Origin of the sequence: Pseudoalteromonas amylolytica, assembly GCF_001854605.1 — a bacterium.
Taxonomy (GTDB): Bacteria; Pseudomonadota; Gammaproteobacteria; order Enterobacterales; family Alteromonadaceae; genus Pseudoalteromonas; species Pseudoalteromonas amylolytica.
On the sequence record NZ_MKJU01000032.1, the window covers coordinates 153,444 to 169,678 of the forward strand.

Consider the following 16,235-nt stretch of genomic DNA (forward strand, 5'->3'; position numbering starts at 1 on the left):
CAACTCCTAGCTAAAATGTTCAAAGCCAATATCGGGAAGTGGCCATGTCTGGTTGTGATAAAGCAATTCTAACTTACCATCGTTATTAATAATTTGCCCGATGCATACTGGCTCAACGCCATACTGCTGCAGTTTAGTTTCAAGCAAATTCTTATTGTCGTCACTAACTGTATATAGCAATTCGTAGTCATCGCCGTAGGCAAGCGCTAGTTTTAGACGAACGTCATCATTATCTAAACTGTTTAACGCGTCCGATGTAGGCACTTTATCAGCGTGAATAACGGCCCCGACACCTGATTGTCGAAGAATATGAGACAAATCTGCCAATAAACCATCGGAAATATCTATCGCTGAGGTTGCAATACCTCTAAGGACTTGGCCTGCAGCCACTCTGGGCGAAGGAAAATTAAAGCGCTCAGTAGCACTTTTTAGATGTTCAGGTGCAACATCCCAACCCTGTTTACGCGCTTCAATGGCAAGGCCTGAATCGCCTAATGGACCAGTAACGTAGACCCAATCGCCATTTTTAGCACCTGAGCGGGTCAGTGCTTTACCTTTCGGTATAATCCCTTTTGCACATACCGTAATGGTTAACGGCCCTTGGGTCGTATCACCACCGATGATCTGCACATTATAATACTCAGCAATGTCGTGCATACCTTCAGTGAACTCTTCCAACCATTGCTGATCAACATCAGACAATGTTAGGCCAATCGATACCCAAGCGGGCTCCGCGCCCATAGCCGCAAGATCACTTAAATTAACCGCTAAAATGCGATGGCCCAGAGCACGTGGAGGAATATCAGCAAAGAAATGTACACCTTCTACCAAGGTATCGGTTGTCACTGCTAATTGGCAGTTTTCTGGCACACTGATCAGCGCACAGTCATCGCCAATCCCTAAATCAACGTCACGGCGAGTAATACCTCTTCCCGTGAAGTAGCGATTGATGAGTTCAAATTCCTTCATATACAAAAAAGCCGGCCAACGCCGGCTCTCCTTTATTTGGCCTTACTTGCGAATATCTTTTACGGCTTTATCTAAGACACCATTAACAAATTTATGGCTGTCTTCCGCACCAAACATTTTCGCCAGCTCAATACCTTCGTTGATAGCAACTTTATACGGTACGTCATCTCTGAACTTAAGTTCATAGGCGCTCACTCTTAGTACTGCTCTTTCAACTTCGTCTAAATCATCGAAAGGGCGTGACAAATGTGGCTTTACTATTTCATCAAGCTGCTTATGATTTACCGCTACACCGCGCGCCAAATCTTTGAAATATTCAACGTCTACTTTTGATACATCGTTCTCGATCAACATTTGTTGTTCGATATCGGCGATAGGGTTACCACTCAATTGCCAAGAATAAACGGCTTGCAAAGCCAATATGCGTGCTTTACGTCTTGCTGCTGGTTTCACAGAGGATCCTCTTAAATTTGCTCTAGCACGTTAACCATTTCTAAAGCGCCAAGTGCAGCTTCGCCACCCTTATTGCCCATTTTGGTGCCCGCACGTTCAATGGCTTGCTCAATGCTTTCAGTGGTTAGTACGCCAAATGCAACTGGAATATCGTAGTCCAGTGATACATTTGCCAGACCTTTATTTGACTCATTCGCAACTAAATCGAAATGCGGTGTACCACCACGGATGATTACACCCAATGCAATAATTGCATCGAACTGCTTTTTCATCGCAATACGCTTAGCTGCAAGAGGTAACTCAACGGCACCTGGTACGTAAACAACCGTGATATCTTCATCACTTACGCCACCTGTACGCTTCAACTCATCTACGGCACCTTCAAGTAGGCTTTTACCGATAAAGTCGTTAAAACGAGAAATAACAATGGCAAATTTCTTGCCCGGTGCATATTTGTTACCTTCAATAATGTTCATTAGATGATCCTAATCTTATAAATACCAATGCTGAAGCATGTACCGAAATTTCGGTCCAGCAATTGCCAAATTGGGCCGCATGATAGCACAATTTTAACTATCCCCAAACAACTTAAAACGGGCCTGTATTGGGCCCGCTGTCGTATCAGTGTTACGGCCTTATTTAGGCTCTACGTAATCGACCACTTCTAGATGGAAACCTGATAAGGCGTGATACTTTTTCGGCATACTCATCAGGCGCATTTTCTGAATACCTAAATCAGCCAAAATTTGCGAACCCACACCTACAGTACGAGATGTCCCTTGAAACTTGCGCACGTTTACCTGCTCACCCTGATCTTGCTGAGCAAACGCTTTAACCATAGCTTCAATTTCTGAACTTTGCTCTTGTTTACCCAGCACCACTAACACCCCACTGTTTTCGCTGATGTATTGCATGGCACTGTGTAGGCTCCAACTTCTTTCTGCGCCACGATCTGAGAGCAGAATGTCATTAAAGGTGCTCTGTAAATGCACACGGACCAAGGTGGTATCGCCTGGCTTTACTTCACCTTTAACCAAGGCGTAATGTAGTTGATTGTCGATAGTATCTTTGTAGGTCACTAAATCAAATTCACCATATTCAGTAGGTAACTTACACTGAGCCACTTTCTCAATGGTGGTTTCATTAAGGTTTCTGTACTCGATTAAGTCAGCGATTGTGCCTATTTTTATGCCATGTTCTTTGGCGAATACTTCTAACTGTGGACGACGCGCCATTGTCCCATCAGGATTTAAGATTTCCACAATCACAGAGGCGGGCTCCAGCCCTGCTAAACGAGCTAAGTCACAGCCAGCTTCTGTATGTCCTGCACGTGTCAACACTCCACCAGGTTGAGCCATGATTGGAAAGATGTGACCCGGTTGTACGATGTCTTCAGGCAATGCACCTTTTGCAACAGCAGCCTGAACAGTACGTGCTCTATCTGCCGCTGAAATGCCAGTTGTAACCCCTTTTGCAGCTTCAATAGACAAAGTGAAGTTTGTCGAGAACTGCGCGCCGTTATTGCGTACCATCAGAGGTAAATCTAGTTGTCTACAGCGCTCTTGCGTCATCGTTAAACAAATTAAGCCACGGCCATAGGTGGCCATAAAGTTGATCGCATCTGCTGAAATATGTTCGGCGGCAATGATCAAATCACCTTCATTCTCGCGGTCTTCATCGTCCATTAAGATGACCATTTTACCGGCTTTAATGTCATCGATAATTTCTTGTGCGCTGTTTAAATTCATAATCTACCTATCTGATTCAGGTTTGGGGTTATTTTATAAAGCCCGCTTTGGCTAACAAACTGGCTGTGAGAGTAGACTCGTTAGCCTGGGGTTGCGCTCCTAGCACCAAACGTTCTAAATAACGGGCTATTTGATCGACTTCTAAATTGACCTTGCTACCCACTTTAAAGTCAGCAATGGTCGTCTCTTGTGCTGTATGAGGCACAATTGTAAGTTTAAACTGATTACCTTTAACTTCATTGACGGTTAAGCTTATTCCGTCAATTGCAACAGACCCCTTGTGAGGAATGTACTTCATCAAGTCTGCTGGCGCTTCTAGCCAATACTCTGTCGCTCGCGCGTTACTCTCTATTTCCCTCACCACCGCAACGCCATCAACATGACCTGACACTAAGTGGCCGCCTAACCGAGAAATCGGCTGCAAAGCTTTTTCTAAGTTAACCTTTTGCCCTGTTTTATAGTGGGCAAACTGAGTTAAATGAATGGTTTCGTTTGAAAGGTCAGCGCGGAATCCGTCTATGAACTTTTCGACTACGGTTAAACATACGCCGTTAGTTGCAATGCTGTCGCCTAGGTTTACATCACTCATATCCAAGTTAGCGCTGCTAACACGAACGATTAAATCACCCTGTGCAGCTCTCAACTCACTTAGTGTACCTGTTGCTTCGATAATACCTGTAAACATATTGCCTCTTAATTAGCAGGTTTTAGCCGTAACACGAATGTCATCGCCAATTTGGGTCACATCGGTGAACTCTAATTGGTTCACATTTTCCATCATGGTTATTTCTGGTAAATTAAATAAACTCTTGCCTTGGTGCCCGATCAATTTGGGCGCTAAATATACCACATATTCGTCTATGAGTTGCTGCTGCGCAAATACGCCTGCCAGAGTTGCCCCCGACTCTAACCACACAGTGTTTATTCCGCGATTTGCCAGCTCTTTCAGTGCTGCCCGACAAGACACTTTTGTCTGCTCTGTGGGTAACTCGATTTGCTCTACAAAATGAGGCCATTGATGATTATTATCAAGGTGTGTGCGGAAAATTATTATTGGCGCTTGTATTTGAAATAATGCAAGGTCAGGTGTTAAGCGGTTTTGCGAGTCGATGATAACTCTGACAGGTTGCCGTAAGGTGTGCCCTTGTGGTAGTTCAATATCACACTCATCCGAGCGCACATTGAGCTTTGCATCATCTACAATCACGGTATCTGCACCCGTTAAAATCGCGCAACTTTGTGCTCTAAACTGCTGTACATCACGACGCGCCAGCGGACCTGTTATCCATTTACTCTGGCCATTATTTAGTGCGGTTTTTCCATCTAAGCTGGCGGCAAGTTTGCAAGTAACATAGGGCAAACCTTGCTCCATACGCTTTAAGAACCCACGATTTAACGCCCGCGCTTCATCTTCGAGTAAACCATATGCAGTTTCGATACCCGCTTGCTGTAACATAGCAAGCCCTTTGCCCGCGACTTTAGGGTTGGGATCAACCATAGCGGCAACCACACGTTGTACGCCTGCATTAATCAACCCCTGTGCACAAGGGGGTGTGCGTCCATGGTGGCTACAAGGTTCTAACGTGACGTATGCCGTAGCCCCTTGGGCGTTATCAGCTGCTTGTCGCAATGCATAAACTTCCGCATGCGCATCACCAGCGAGCTGATGGTAACCTCGACCAACAATTTCATTGTCTTTGACAATCACACACCCAACATTAGGGTTTGGGGTGGTAGTAAAGCGACCTTTCTTAGCCAATTCAATGGCAATATTCATGTAATGATGATCCAGCTCAGTGAACATACTTAATCACCCAGCCTTGCGATTTCCTCACCGAATTCTCTTATATCTTCAAATGAACGATAAACAGAAGCAAAACGCACGTAAGCCACTTTATCGAGCTTTTTGAGTGCTTCCATAATACATTCGCCAATGAGATGGCTAGATACTTCTCGTTCTCCCGTGGCGCGAATTTTTGATTTTATCTCATGGATAACTTCATCAATCTGCTCTGTACTGACAGGGCGCTTTTCCAGTGCTCGAGCAAGTCCATTGACCAACTTATCTTCATTAAATGGCTCTCGTGAGCCATCTTGTTTGATCACTCTGGGCATAACGAGCTCTGCACCTTCAAAGGTGGTAAAACGTTCATGGCACTCGATACACTCTCGACGTCTTCGAACCTGATGGCCTGAGCTGACTAAACGAGAATCGATTACTTTGGTATCTTTGGCAGTACAAAAAGGACAGTGCATATTGGTTCACTTTAGAAATCTTACGAAAAAGGCCGCTATAGCGGCCTTTATAATAACAAAAAATGCTGTTCTGTGCGTAAAATTATGCGTAAACAGGCAATTTTGCACAAATTGCTTTTACTTTCTCTTTTACTTGCGCTTGTACAGACTCATCATTGATGTTGTCTAATACATCACAAATCCAACCAGCTAGCTCTTTTGATTCCGCTTCTTTGAAACCACGACGTGTAATAGCAGGAGAACCAATACGTAAACCTGACGTCACAAATGGAGAGCGAGGGTCATTTGGTACTGAGTTTTTGTTTACCGTAATGTTCGCGCGCCCTAATGCCGCATCTGCATCTTTACCTGTGATATCTTTGTCGATCAAATCAAGTAAGAACAGGTGGTTATCAGTTTTACCTGAAACAACTTTGTAGCCACGCTCTTGTAATACTGCAACCATCGCTTGCGCGTTTTTAACAACTTGCTGTTGATATTCTTTAAATTCAGGCTGTAATGCTTCTTTGAAAGCAACCGCTTTAGCTGCAATCACGTGACATAAAGGACCACCTTGGCCACCTGGGAATACAGCGCTGTTTAGCTTTTTATAGATAGCTTCGTCGTTACACGCAGAAATAATCAAACCACCACGAGGGCCCGCTAGTGTTTTGTGTGTTGTCGTAGTGACAACGTGCGCATGTGGTACTGGGCTTGGGTAAACGCCCGCAGCGACTAAACCAGCTACGTGAGCCATGTCTACAAGTAAGTAAGCACCCACTTTATCAGCGATTTCACGGAACTTAGCCCAGTCAACAATACCTGAGTAAGCAGAGAAACCACCAATGATCATTTTAGGCTTGTGCTCAAGCGCTAAAGCTTCTACTTGTGCATAGTCAATCTCGCCAGTCTCTTCGTTCAAGCCATATTGGATTGCGTTATATGTTTTACCTGAAAAATTAACGTGTGAGCCGTGTGTTAAGTGACCACCATGCGCTAGGCTCATACCTAGTACTGTATCGTGTGGCTCAAGTAATGCTTGGAATACTGCAGCATTTGCCTGTGAACCTGCATGAGGCTGCACATTTGCGTAGTTTGAACCAAACAACTCATTGGCACGATCTATTGCCAGTTGCTCAACCACATCAACATGTTCACAACCGCCGTAGTAACGCTTACCAGGATAACCTTCCGCGTATTTGTTAGTTAACTGAGACCCCTGTGCCTCTAATACGCGTGGGCTACAGTAGTTTTCAGAGGCGATAAGCTCAATGTGCTCTTCTTGGCGTGTTGTTTCAAGCGCAATCGCTTTTGCTAATTCAGGGTCAAAATCTGCAATGTTCATGTTACGTTCTAACATGGGTTCTCCTAGGTGCACGTAAGGTTTTAAAAGCCATATTGTACGCTCTAATGCGTATCATGCCTATGATCTTGGCATGAGCATATTTAAACAGGGATTGAATTTATTTCACAGTGTTAAAGTAATGATATTTTTTTATTTTAACATTTATTTTATTTATGAATTTAAAGTGTGGAATTAACTTTTTTAATGTTTAAGTCAGGTGAGAACCTTCAAGTTCACCACCTGACTTTACTTATTACTAAAACAATTTGGCAAAAATAGCCGATTTGAGCTGCTCGTAATCTGCTGTCATAGGTTGTGCTAAACATGCTTTGTCTAACGCATTCTGTAACACTTCTGGCATATCAATCTGCTTTGCCAGCACTTGTTCTACCGACTCCTTGAATTTTGCCGGATGGGCTGTTGCTAAAAATATACCGGTGCTTTTTGCGTCTTTATCTTGAGTCAAGCCTTCATAAGCTATCGCGGTGTGAGGCTCGGCAATATAGTCATTTGCAGCAATTTCTCTCATCACTTCTTGTGTACGTTGTTCACTCACACAACGTGAATAAAAATCATGTTTATCAAATTTACCGCTATCTAGCATACTTTGAACACGAGGCCAATTATTAGGTTTACTCACATCCATTGCATTAGATAATGACTCAACGGTTGCATTCGGCGACCACTCACCGGATGCAATATAACGAGGCACGGTGTCATTTTGGTTGGTTGTTGCAGAGAGTTTATCCACTGGTAGGCCGATAACCGAGCCAATCATTGCCGCACATACGTTACCAAAATTACCACTGGGCACCGATACATGAACCAACGCACGCTCTTCTTTTGGTAGTTGCGCCAAAGCTTCAAAGTAATAACATACTTGAGCAAGTAAGCGGCTAATATTAATGGAGTTAGCTGAGTTTAAGCCCAGCTTTGCTTTCACTTCATCATCTAAAAACGCTTGTTTAACCAATGCTTGGCAATCATCAAAGCTCCCAGTGACTGCATAACAGTGAATATTGCCACCTAAAGTGGTAAACAACTTTTGTTGAGCGAGTGAGATCTTACCCTCGGGATATAAAATAACCACATCAACGTTTGGTTTGTTATAAAATGCATGTGCCACTGCCGCGCCTGTATCACCGCTGGTTGCGGTTAGAATTGTCACCCGCTCCCCTTGGTTAAACAAACCAATACACTCCGCCATGAAACGACCACCAAAGTCTTTAAACGCCAACGTAGGGCCGTGGAACAACTCTAAACAGTAATTTTTTTCATCTACCTTCACTAACTCAACGGGAAAGTTGAACGCGCGTTTAACCATGTCTGCTAAGGTGTCCTTGGGCAGTTCATCACCAATCAGGTGTGACAATATCTGTGTGCTTCGCTCAACAAAAGGTAACTCAAGCAATGCGTCTATATCATCCAAAGGTTTTAAGTCTGTTGGGAAAAACACCCCTTGATTGCGACCTAGACCCGTTTTTACCGCCTCTGTAAACGACACTTTTTGATTATCATCTTTTAAATTAACCAATTGCATTTTATTTAGCTCCTTGAGAAACGGCACGAGTACCTAAGTTATCGAGTTTACAGATATGGCTAAAGCCATGTTCATTTATATAGTTTTGTGTAAGCCATTGTTGGCACGTCTTTGCATCATCTAGCGACTTACAAATCGCAAATAAAGTGGGCCCCGCCCCTGAAACACTGACCAATTCAGCCCCAAGCTCCGGCAGCGCTTGCTTTGCTTCAGCAAAACCTGAAATCAGAGACTGACGGTGAGGCTCAGCTAAGTCATCCTGCATCAACACTAAAGCCTCATCAAAGCGACCTGCTTGCATCAATAGGCAAAAACTAGACAACCGTTGGGCGAACTCTACGGCGCTGTGCATTGACAATTGCTTAGGCAGTACACCGCGCGCTTTGGCTGTATTTAAAGCAAAGCCTGGATACGCGGCGACATAGTACCAGCGCTCGTCAACAGGTAATGATAGTGCTTTATTAGGCACGATATCCGCTGTTAACTGTAATCCACCCAAATAGCAGGGGGTGATGTTGTCATAGTGACGACCACCACTGACCTTCTCCTCAAAGTCAGCCATCAACTCAATCATCGCTTCTTGTGATAATTGCGTACCTGCGAATTGGTCCAATGCGACAAATGTTGCCACTACTGAACATGCACTGGAACCCAGCCCCGAACCAATTGGTAAACGTTTTTCAAGCGTTAAGGCCGCAGCTGGCATTGCCGGAGCAATATGTTCCCTAAAATGAAGTAGACATTGATATGACAAATTTTCATGAGCATCACCGGGTAGCTTATCGGCATAAGGGCCAGTGCAAGTAAAGCGGTCTTGCTCCGAATGCTCAATATGAACAACATCCCCTAACAGCGAGCCATCTACCGGTGCTAAAGCCGCCCCTAATGAATCAAAGCCAACACAAAAATTACCGACAGAGGCTGGCGCATAAATAGAGATCATTACTACTTCCTCACCCTATAAAGTTTTTAAAATATCAGCAAATACGCCTGCTGATGTCACTTCAGCACCCGCACCATAGCCACGGATCACAAATGGACGTGGTTGATAATACTGGCTCAAAATTGCTAATGCATTTTCCCCGTCACGAATATCGTAAAGCGCATGGGCTTTATCGACCGCTTCAATACCCACGCGGCAGCGACCGTTTTCGATGCTGCCCACATAACGGAGAACCTTTCCTTCATTGGCTGCACTTTGAATTTTGTCAGCAAAACTTGCATCAAGTTCTGGCAAACGGGCCATGAACTCGTCCACAGAGGTGCCAGTTGCAAAGTCTGTAGGTACTACAGACTCAACTTCAATATCGCTAAGCTCTAACTGTAATCCAGATTCACGCGCGATGATCAGTAGCTTTCTTGCGACGTCGGTGCCCGACAAATCATCTCTTGGGTCTGGTTCTGTAAAGCCATTGCTTTTAGCTTTTGCCGTTGCCTCAGAAAGGCTCAGACCATCTTGCAATGCACCAAACATGTAAGAAAGCGATCCAGATAAAATGCCGTTGAATGATAACAGCTCATCGCCCGCACCAAATAGCAACTGTAAGTTGTCTAAAACAGGCAAACCCGCACCAACGTTTGTCTCATATAAGAATTTTCGCTGTTTGCGCTGCGAGGCCAAAGTAAGCGCCTGATAGTAGTCATAACTACCTGTGTTTGCCTTTTTATTGGCAGCCACGACATGAAAGCCCGCATTTAAAAAATCAACGTATTGATCTGCCAGATACTGTGATGAAGAGCAATCTACCAATACAGGGTTAATCAAATGATTAGCTTTAACGAATTCTTCCACACGCTGCAAGGTAAATGCTTGCTGTTGACTTGCCAGTTCAGCCTGCCATGAATCAAACGGCACGCCATCCGCATTTAAGTATAACTGTTTAGAATTGGCAACCCCATAGAGGTTTAGTTTTATATTACGCGCTTCAAGCCAAGCCTGTTGCTTTTCAAGCTGTTTGATCAGCTCCTGACCCACTAAGCCACATCCAAGTAAAAACACATCAATTGAAGGCACATGTGTAAAAAAGTTCTCGTGACACACTTTAACGGCATCGTTACAACGTGTCCCATCTATCACCGCTGAAATAGCGCTTTCTGTCGAATCCTGCGCAATAGCAACGATATTTAGCTGCGCCTGGGCAAGTGATGCAAAGAACTTCGCTGCGAGTCCCTTGTGGGCCTTCATGTTATCCCCCACCAACGTCACAATAGCCAGCTCACGTTGGACTTGGACAGGTTCAATTAAGCCTGCCTGCGCCTCAAGCTCAAACGCTTGCTCAAGCGCATTCAATGCTAAATCTAAATCCGACTCATGTACGCAAAAACTGATACTAAACTCGCAAGATGACTGCGTAATTAAAACGATGGATACATTGTCATTGGCCAACGCACCAAACACACGTGCAGCCATGCCAACTTTGCCTTTCATGCCAGGCCCTGAGACCGTCAGCATGGCTAGGTCTTCTAAACTAGATAAGGCTTTTACCGCTTCGTCGCCGCGTCGCTCATTGCTGATTACCGACCCCGCAACATCGGGATTATGGGTATTTTTGATCTCACACGGAACAGAGAACTTAGCACAAGGAAGAATTGTTTTTGGATGCAGAACCTTAGCACCAAAATACGATAGTTCCATCGCTTCTTTATAGGATAACCAGTCGATTTTACTGGCTTTTTTAATGAAACGCGGATCAGCGTTGTATACTCCATCCACATCGGTCCAAATTTGGCAGACTTCAGCGCCTAAACAGGCAGCAGCAACAGCGGCTGAATAGTCAGAGCCGTTTCGGCCAAGCGTTGTAAGTTCACCGCGAGTGTTGCTGGCTGTAAAACCCGGCATGATGTAGTACTTGCTCGGGTTTGCGTTCATCGCCGAGACAAACTTCTGCTGACTCAGCTGCAAATCTACTTCTGCATCCAAATAGCCACCGTGACTGACGATACAATCACAGGCTTCGAGGTATGCAGCCTGAGACGCACCGAGCATGGTCTGCATCAGGGCGACGCTGATGCGCTCACCAAAGCTGATAACGTAAGCTCGCACTGGGTCTGGGCAATGCTGTAACATTTTTACCCCAGCTAACTTTTCAGCAAGGCTCGACAAAGCAGGCCAATGAACCACCTCGCCGTAAAGTTTTTGTACTTGCTCAAGCAAACCCAATGCACGATTTTCAAGTCGCAACCACTGCTCACTGTAATCTTGCCCCTGCTCAGCCTGCTCAACCAGCTCCACCAGTTGATCAGTCATGCCTCCTGGGGCTGATAACACAACTAAAGCCTCTTCGCCCGCTTGATTAAGGATCAAGCTATGAACTTGCTTAAGACATTCAAAATCAGCCAGTGACGAGCCACCGAATTTTAAAACACGCATTGTTATTTTCCTCATTCCTAAAACGAAAAAAGGCCTGTGTTCGTAGTGAACACAGGCCTTTTTCAATTACGCACCGACCTATGCCACTATCCAGAATGGATGGTGGTTGTAATAATGGTCGTGGTGTTAAAATTTGTTTTCATGTTTTTTAGCTTGCCCGAAATGTGGCCACTCTGTCAACCACTTAACATGACAATTAATATGCAATTTACTCATACACAAGCACTATGGAGGGCTACTTTATGCATTTTCTGTACTTAAGCGTGTATTTTTCGGAGTAAAAATAGGGAAAGTGGTTAAAGTAAAAAAAGTGTAAATTGATGATTTAGCGTATACCATAGCGATTTAAAAGCGCAATGAGTCGGTCTGTATCCACTGGCTTTTCAATGAAATCTAGCGCGCCCAATTGCATGACTCTTTGCTTCATTTCAGGTTGAATATCAGCAGATATGACCACAACAAAGGTCTCAATGCTGGCGTGTGCTCTCATCTGCTCTAACACACCGATGCCATCCAATGTTGGCATAGTAAGATCTAGACACAATAAATCTACCGTGTGTTGTTTGAGAATGTTTAACGCCTCGACACCATCTTTAGCTTGTAATACGTTCACCTCAAGCGCGCTGGACAGACAACGGATAACTTGTTTTCTAGCAACTGTCGAATCATCACAGACTAATATTGAGTAAGCCATTACTAATTTTACTATTATTTGATATACCTCGTTCTTATAACACAATATTCTGACAGCAGTAAGTATTGCAAGCTGCAATTAAACCAAAGCAGGGTTTAACTGTGAAAATCAGAGATATTTATTTATTTTTAAACCTTTATTAGCTAAGTTTATGATTAGCCATACTGCACAAACTCTAATTTTGGGAGCCAAAGTTCATTCATGCTGCAAAAAAGTCTATCTAAAAAGCTACTCACGAATGTGCTATCGGTTTACTTCCTACTTACGTTCGTAGTGACCTGTGGTCAGGTTGTCGCTGAATATGTGAATACCAAAGACTACATTCGTAACGAACTGACTATGCTGCAAAAAACATTCAGTCGTAGTCTGACACGCGCAATCTGGGAATTAAACACCAAGCAGACCGTAACCACCGCTGAGGGTCTACTAGCGATCCCAATGATTGAAGGAATTATCGTCCGTGATGATAGCGGTGAAATCATCTCTCAGTTGGGCCGCTCTTTGGATATTCATGAACTGTATAGTCAGCAACTGGTTCAAGAAGAAGCCATTATAGAAGACACGCCATCGGGATTGTTTGGTTATACCTTCCCACTTATTTTTGAGTTTTCAGGCAGAGCGACACAGGTTGGCGATGTCACACTGTTCTCATCTCGAGATGTCGTATTCAGTCGTATCATGATATCGATTTACTTTTTGATCGGTAATGCCATGATCAAAACAACTTTTCTTATCATTTTATTTTTAATTGCCTTTCGCCGCTTACTCACAGAGCCGCTTACCGATCTAACCGACCAAATTGAAGAAATTGAATTAGATGATATTGATGGCAGAAAGATTGATATTGGCACCACTGAACGCAATGAGCTTAAGGTAATGGAAGAAGCGTTCAACAAACTCATTGATAAAGTTTCTGAATATCGCAAACAACTCGATCAAACACAAAAAGAGTTGTTAATAAGTAACGAAAAACTCGACCAACACAACTTGCAACTGGAGCAGGAAGTCGCCCGTAAAACATCCAACCTCAGCCAAGCGATGATGGACCTGCAACAGCAAAAGTATGAGCTGGAAAAACAAAAGCTCACGCTCACCGAAGAAGTGGATCTGCGCAGTCAAACCGAACAAGAATTGCTCACCAAGCAAAAAGAACTTGAACGGTATGTTGATGAGCTCAACATGGCGCAAGAGCGGTTGGTTGGCTCTGAAAAAATGGCTGCACTCGGAGGACTTGTAGCAGGTATTACTCATGACATTAACACCCCAGTTGGCATTGGTGTCACGGCAACGTCTTTCTTGCAAGAGCGTTTGAATAAACTCGAAGCCGCTTACAAAGACAAAACCCTCTCACCAAAAGCCTTAGAGGAATTTATTAACGAGGCAAAACAAAGCACCAGTCTTCTGACCACTAACCTCGACAGGGCATCGGAGTTGGTTGCCAGCTTTAAACAAATTGCCGTTGATCAGGCCAGTGAAGCCGTTAGAAAAATAAACTTCAAAGAGTACTTGGCCGAAGTTGTACGCTCACTGCACCCTAAGATCAAAAAAACCAAGCATGTTATCAACATTGATTGTCCGGAAGACTTGATCCTCAATTTACCCGCAGGTGCAATCAGCCAGATATTTACCAATTTGATCATGAACTCTTTGATCCATGGTTTTGATGGTGTTGATAAAGGCGAAATAGACATCACTATTACCGACGATCATGACGATGTTAAAATCGTTTATAAAGATAATGGCCGAGGCGTGAAAAAAGCACAATTGGAGAAGCTTTTTGACCCATTCTTCACCACCAAACGCGATCAAGGCGGTAGTGGTTTAGGCACGCATATCACCCTGAATTTAGTCAAACAAACCCTTAATGGAGATATAGAAGTGACTAGCGAAGAAGGCAAAGGACTCACATACTACATTCAATTCCCAAAAGATATGCAAGCCCCTATGACCATGTTCAACTAAGTCAGTTTGGACTACGCGTAAAGTTTTGCGTGTAGTCCTCCCCTTTACGATAAAATTCTTGCTATCATGAGTGCCTATTTTTAAGCACGGATACTCATAATATGTGGTTTAGTAACCTGATCTGTTATCGTTTTAAGCAAGATGTCTCATACAATCAAGAAGAGTTTGAAAAGGCACTAGAACAAGACGTTTTTAGGCCTTGTGGTAGCCAAGACATGAGCACTTTTGGTTGGACTAAAGCATTTGGTAAACATGGCAATAGCTTGTCACATTTCTCACAAGACAGCATTTTGTTATGTGCTAAACGAGAAGAGAAAGTACTCCCTGCATCGGTGATAAACGACATGGTTGCTGAGAAGGTCGAACTCATCGAACGCGAAGAGAATCGCCCGGTTAAGAAAAAAGAAAAAGACGAGTTAAAAGAGAATATTCTCAGCGCACTACTACCTCAGGCATTTAAAAAATCCAGCCTTCAGTTTGCTTTCATTGACCAAAAGAGTGGTTGGGTAATAGTGAACAGTGCCAGCTTTAACAAAGCGGAAGAATTGTTAGCATTATTGAGAAAGTCGTTAGGTACTTTACCGGTTGTGCCAGCCTTTGCAAATTATGACCTAGATGTATTTTTAACTGATTGGTTAACTAAATTCGAAGCGCCCGAAGGGTTCGCAATTGGTACTGATGCAGAATTACAAGAACCCGATGACAACGGTGCTCAAGTTAAGTTAAAGCAACATGACCTATCTTCTGATGAAATAAAAAGCCATTTAGACAATGGTAAACGCGTGACAAAACTGGCATTTGACTGGCGTGAACGTGTGAAGTTTATTTTGCAAAATGATGGCTCAATTAAACGCTTAAGTTATGCCGATGCACTAAAAGAACAAAATGCGGACATTCCAAAAGAGGACATGGCCGTAAAACTTGATGCTGATTTTATTTTGGTCAGTGAAGAGATAAAAGAATTGCTTGAAGAGTTGACCCAAAGCCTTGGCGACAGCGCTGATATGTAACTTATTTGGGCGATAAGTGCGTTGCCCTTATCGCCTTGCTATTTCCCTATGCGAACATGGCTTTTACATCTTCCAGCACATATAAATAGTCATCACTATTAAATATTTCCACAGATTCAATTACGCCTTTATCTGCATAAACTTGTAATGACGCTGTTTTGTCGGAAACCTGTAGAATTCCCTCCAATATTGCACCCACACGTATAAAATCTACGTAGCAGTCCTGCTGTGGCTTGTAATTTGGATTTGACCAATTTTCCGCCGCATCAATAAATTCCTCCGTAAAGCCCCATTCACGCATAATTGCCCCGCCAATTCTACCTGCCAACTTTTGAATGGCATGTGCTAAAAAGCTTGGGTTTGCGAATACCTCTGGGTGCCTTTCAGCTTCGGTCAAAATAGGCAAAACACCAATATTAAACACAAGCGAAGCCAGCGTAATCGTGTCTCTGTTTAGTGAGGTATGCTTGTGAGCTTTCAGGTAAAAATCCATGGTCGTAATCGCTTGGCAGGCAACTTTAAGGGTTTTTTGCCATGCTTTATCCATGTAGGTTTTAATCAACTTGTTGTTAGAGACAAACAACTGCTCCATCGCCATCGCTGTAGCGATATTTTTAATTTGTCTGAGGCCGATACGCGTGACCGCTTGATTAAGCGTATTCACTTTCACAGACCGACCAAGAAACGCGCTGTTAGCGACTTTTATCATTCGTGCAGATAACGCCGGATCATGGGATATCACATCCGCCATTTGAATTAAATTTACATCTGGGTCGTCCGCAGCTTTACGCACACGCACGGCAGCATCAGGCAAAGTCGGCAGCACCAAGGTGTCGCTATTAATTCTATCTATAAGAATGGTAAGTAAGGCATTCTCTGTTGACATGAGCTAAATTCCAAAACTAATTA

At 43.7% G+C, this 16,235-nt stretch carries 15 protein-coding genes; 2 read left to right on the top strand and 13 right to left on the bottom strand.

Annotated elements, in window-relative coordinates; genetic code table 11:
* Positions 1-6: 6 nt before the first annotated feature.
* The 12 genes from thiL to BET10_RS19175 all read right to left on the bottom strand — a co-directional run bounded on the left by thiL (position 7) and on the right by BET10_RS19175 (position 12,354).
* Entirely contained in the window at positions 7-969 is a 963-nt protein-coding gene (gene thiL / locus BET10_RS19120; RefSeq protein WP_070987388.1) for a thiamine-phosphate kinase, read from the bottom strand.
* A gap of 42 nt (positions 970-1,011) precedes the next feature.
* On the bottom strand, positions 1,012-1,422 hold the full coding sequence (gene nusB, locus BET10_RS19125) for a transcription antitermination factor NusB (protein WP_070987390.1): 411 nt from the start codon (positions 1,420-1,422) through the stop codon (positions 1,012-1,014).
* Between the two features lie 11 nt (positions 1,423-1,433).
* On the bottom strand, positions 1,434-1,898 hold the full coding sequence (gene ribH / locus BET10_RS19130) for a 6,7-dimethyl-8-ribityllumazine synthase (RefSeq protein WP_070987392.1): 465 nt from the start codon (positions 1,896-1,898) through the stop codon (positions 1,434-1,436).
* Between the two features lie 159 nt (positions 1,899-2,057).
* Positions 2,058-3,170, bottom strand: coding sequence for a bifunctional 3,4-dihydroxy-2-butanone-4-phosphate synthase/GTP cyclohydrolase II (ribBA, locus tag BET10_RS19135; protein ID WP_070987395.1), 1,113 nt, complete (start codon positions 3,168-3,170; stop codon positions 2,058-2,060).
* Positions 3,171-3,198: 28 nt separating this feature from the next.
* Positions 3,199-3,855: a riboflavin synthase gene (locus tag BET10_RS19140; RefSeq protein ID WP_070987397.1), complete on the bottom strand. Its 657-nt coding sequence runs from the start codon at positions 3,853-3,855 to the stop codon at positions 3,199-3,201.
* 12 nt (positions 3,856-3,867) lie between these two features.
* A complete protein-coding gene (ribD, locus tag BET10_RS19145) occupies positions 3,868-4,974 on the bottom strand; it encodes a bifunctional diaminohydroxyphosphoribosylaminopyrimidine deaminase/5-amino-6-(5-phosphoribosylamino)uracil reductase RibD (RefSeq protein WP_070987399.1) in 1,107 nt (368 codons plus the stop codon).
* 2 nt (positions 4,975-4,976) lie between these two features.
* Positions 4,977-5,426 (bottom strand): transcriptional regulator NrdR, encoded by a 450-nt coding sequence (gene nrdR / locus BET10_RS19150; RefSeq protein ID WP_070987400.1) that lies wholly within the window; start codon positions 5,424-5,426, stop codon positions 4,977-4,979.
* An 82-nt stretch (positions 5,427-5,508) separates the two neighbouring features.
* On the bottom strand, positions 5,509-6,765 hold the full coding sequence (gene glyA / locus BET10_RS19155; RefSeq protein ID WP_070987402.1) for a serine hydroxymethyltransferase: 1,257 nt from the start codon (positions 6,763-6,765) through the stop codon (positions 5,509-5,511).
* A gap of 241 nt (positions 6,766-7,006) precedes the next feature.
* Entirely contained in the window at positions 7,007-8,290 is a 1,284-nt protein-coding gene (thrC, locus tag BET10_RS19160; protein ID WP_070987404.1) for a threonine synthase, read from the bottom strand.
* A 1-nt stretch (position 8,291) separates the two neighbouring features.
* A complete protein-coding gene (thrB, locus tag BET10_RS19165) occupies positions 8,292-9,233 on the bottom strand; it encodes a homoserine kinase (RefSeq protein WP_070987406.1) in 942 nt (313 codons plus the stop codon).
* Between the two features lie 15 nt (positions 9,234-9,248).
* Positions 9,249-11,660 (bottom strand): bifunctional aspartate kinase/homoserine dehydrogenase I, encoded by a 2,412-nt coding sequence (gene thrA / locus BET10_RS19170; protein WP_070987408.1) that lies wholly within the window; start codon positions 11,658-11,660, stop codon positions 9,249-9,251.
* Between the two features lie 325 nt (positions 11,661-11,985).
* Complete coding sequence (locus BET10_RS19175; RefSeq protein WP_070987410.1) at positions 11,986-12,354, bottom strand: response regulator; 369 nt, start codon at positions 12,352-12,354, stop codon at positions 11,986-11,988.
* Positions 12,355-12,555: 201 nt separating this feature from the next.
* Between BET10_RS19175 and BET10_RS19180 the strand changes: the two genes are divergently transcribed.
* Together BET10_RS19180 and rdgC are read left to right on the top strand one after the other, a co-directional pair.
* Positions 12,556-14,316, top strand: coding sequence for a sensor histidine kinase (locus BET10_RS19180; RefSeq protein ID WP_070987412.1), 1,761 nt, complete (start codon positions 12,556-12,558; stop codon positions 14,314-14,316).
* Between the two features lie 101 nt (positions 14,317-14,417).
* A complete protein-coding gene (gene rdgC / locus BET10_RS19185; RefSeq protein ID WP_070987414.1) occupies positions 14,418-15,326 on the top strand; it encodes a recombination-associated protein RdgC in 909 nt (302 codons plus the stop codon).
* Between the two features lie 46 nt (positions 15,327-15,372).
* On the opposite strand, the gene BET10_RS19190 is transcribed toward rdgC, so the two are convergent.
* Positions 15,373-16,212: an HDOD domain-containing protein gene (locus BET10_RS19190; RefSeq protein ID WP_070987416.1), complete on the bottom strand. Its 840-nt coding sequence runs from the start codon at positions 16,210-16,212 to the stop codon at positions 15,373-15,375.
* Positions 16,213-16,235 lie beyond the last annotated feature (23 nt).

Excerpts from the sequence above, each read along its gene's own strand:
- thiL (WP_070987388.1), bottom strand. The coding sequence starts at position 969 with ATGAAGGAATTTGAACTCATCAATCGCTACTTCACGGGAAGAGGTATT.
- ribH (WP_070987392.1), bottom strand. The coding sequence starts at position 1,898 with ATGAACATTATTGAAGGTAACAAATATGCACCGGGCAAGAAATTTGCC.
- ribBA (WP_070987395.1), bottom strand. The coding sequence starts at position 3,170 with ATGAATTTAAACAGCGCACAAGAAATTATCGATGACATTAAAGCCGGT.
- BET10_RS19140 (WP_070987397.1), bottom strand. The coding sequence starts at position 3,855 with ATGTTTACAGGTATTATCGAAGCAACAGGTACACTAAGTGAGTTGAGA.
- ribD (WP_070987399.1), bottom strand. The coding sequence starts at position 4,974 with ATGTTCACTGAGCTGGATCATCATTACATGAATATTGCCATTGAATTG.
- nrdR (WP_070987400.1), bottom strand. The coding sequence starts at position 5,426 with ATGCACTGTCCTTTTTGTACTGCCAAAGATACCAAAGTAATCGATTCT.
- glyA (WP_070987402.1), bottom strand. The coding sequence starts at position 6,765 with ATGTTAGAACGTAACATGAACATTGCAGATTTTGACCCTGAATTAGCA.
- thrC (WP_070987404.1), bottom strand. The coding sequence starts at position 8,290 with ATGCAATTGGTTAATTTAAAAGATGATAATCAAAAAGTGTCGTTTACA.
- thrB (WP_070987406.1), bottom strand. The coding sequence starts at position 9,233 with ATGATCTCTATTTATGCGCCAGCCTCTGTCGGTAATTTTTGTGTTGGC.
- thrA (WP_070987408.1), bottom strand. The coding sequence starts at position 11,660 with ATGCGTGTTTTAAAATTCGGTGGCTCGTCACTGGCTGATTTTGAATGT.
- BET10_RS19175 (WP_070987410.1), bottom strand. The coding sequence starts at position 12,354 with ATGGCTTACTCAATATTAGTCTGTGATGATTCGACAGTTGCTAGAAAA.
- BET10_RS19180 (WP_070987412.1), top strand. The coding sequence starts at position 12,556 with ATGCTGCAAAAAAGTCTATCTAAAAAGCTACTCACGAATGTGCTATCG.
- rdgC (WP_070987414.1), top strand. The coding sequence starts at position 14,418 with ATGTGGTTTAGTAACCTGATCTGTTATCGTTTTAAGCAAGATGTCTCA.
- BET10_RS19190 (WP_070987416.1), bottom strand. The coding sequence starts at position 16,212 with ATGTCAACAGAGAATGCCTTACTTACCATTCTTATAGATAGAATTAAT.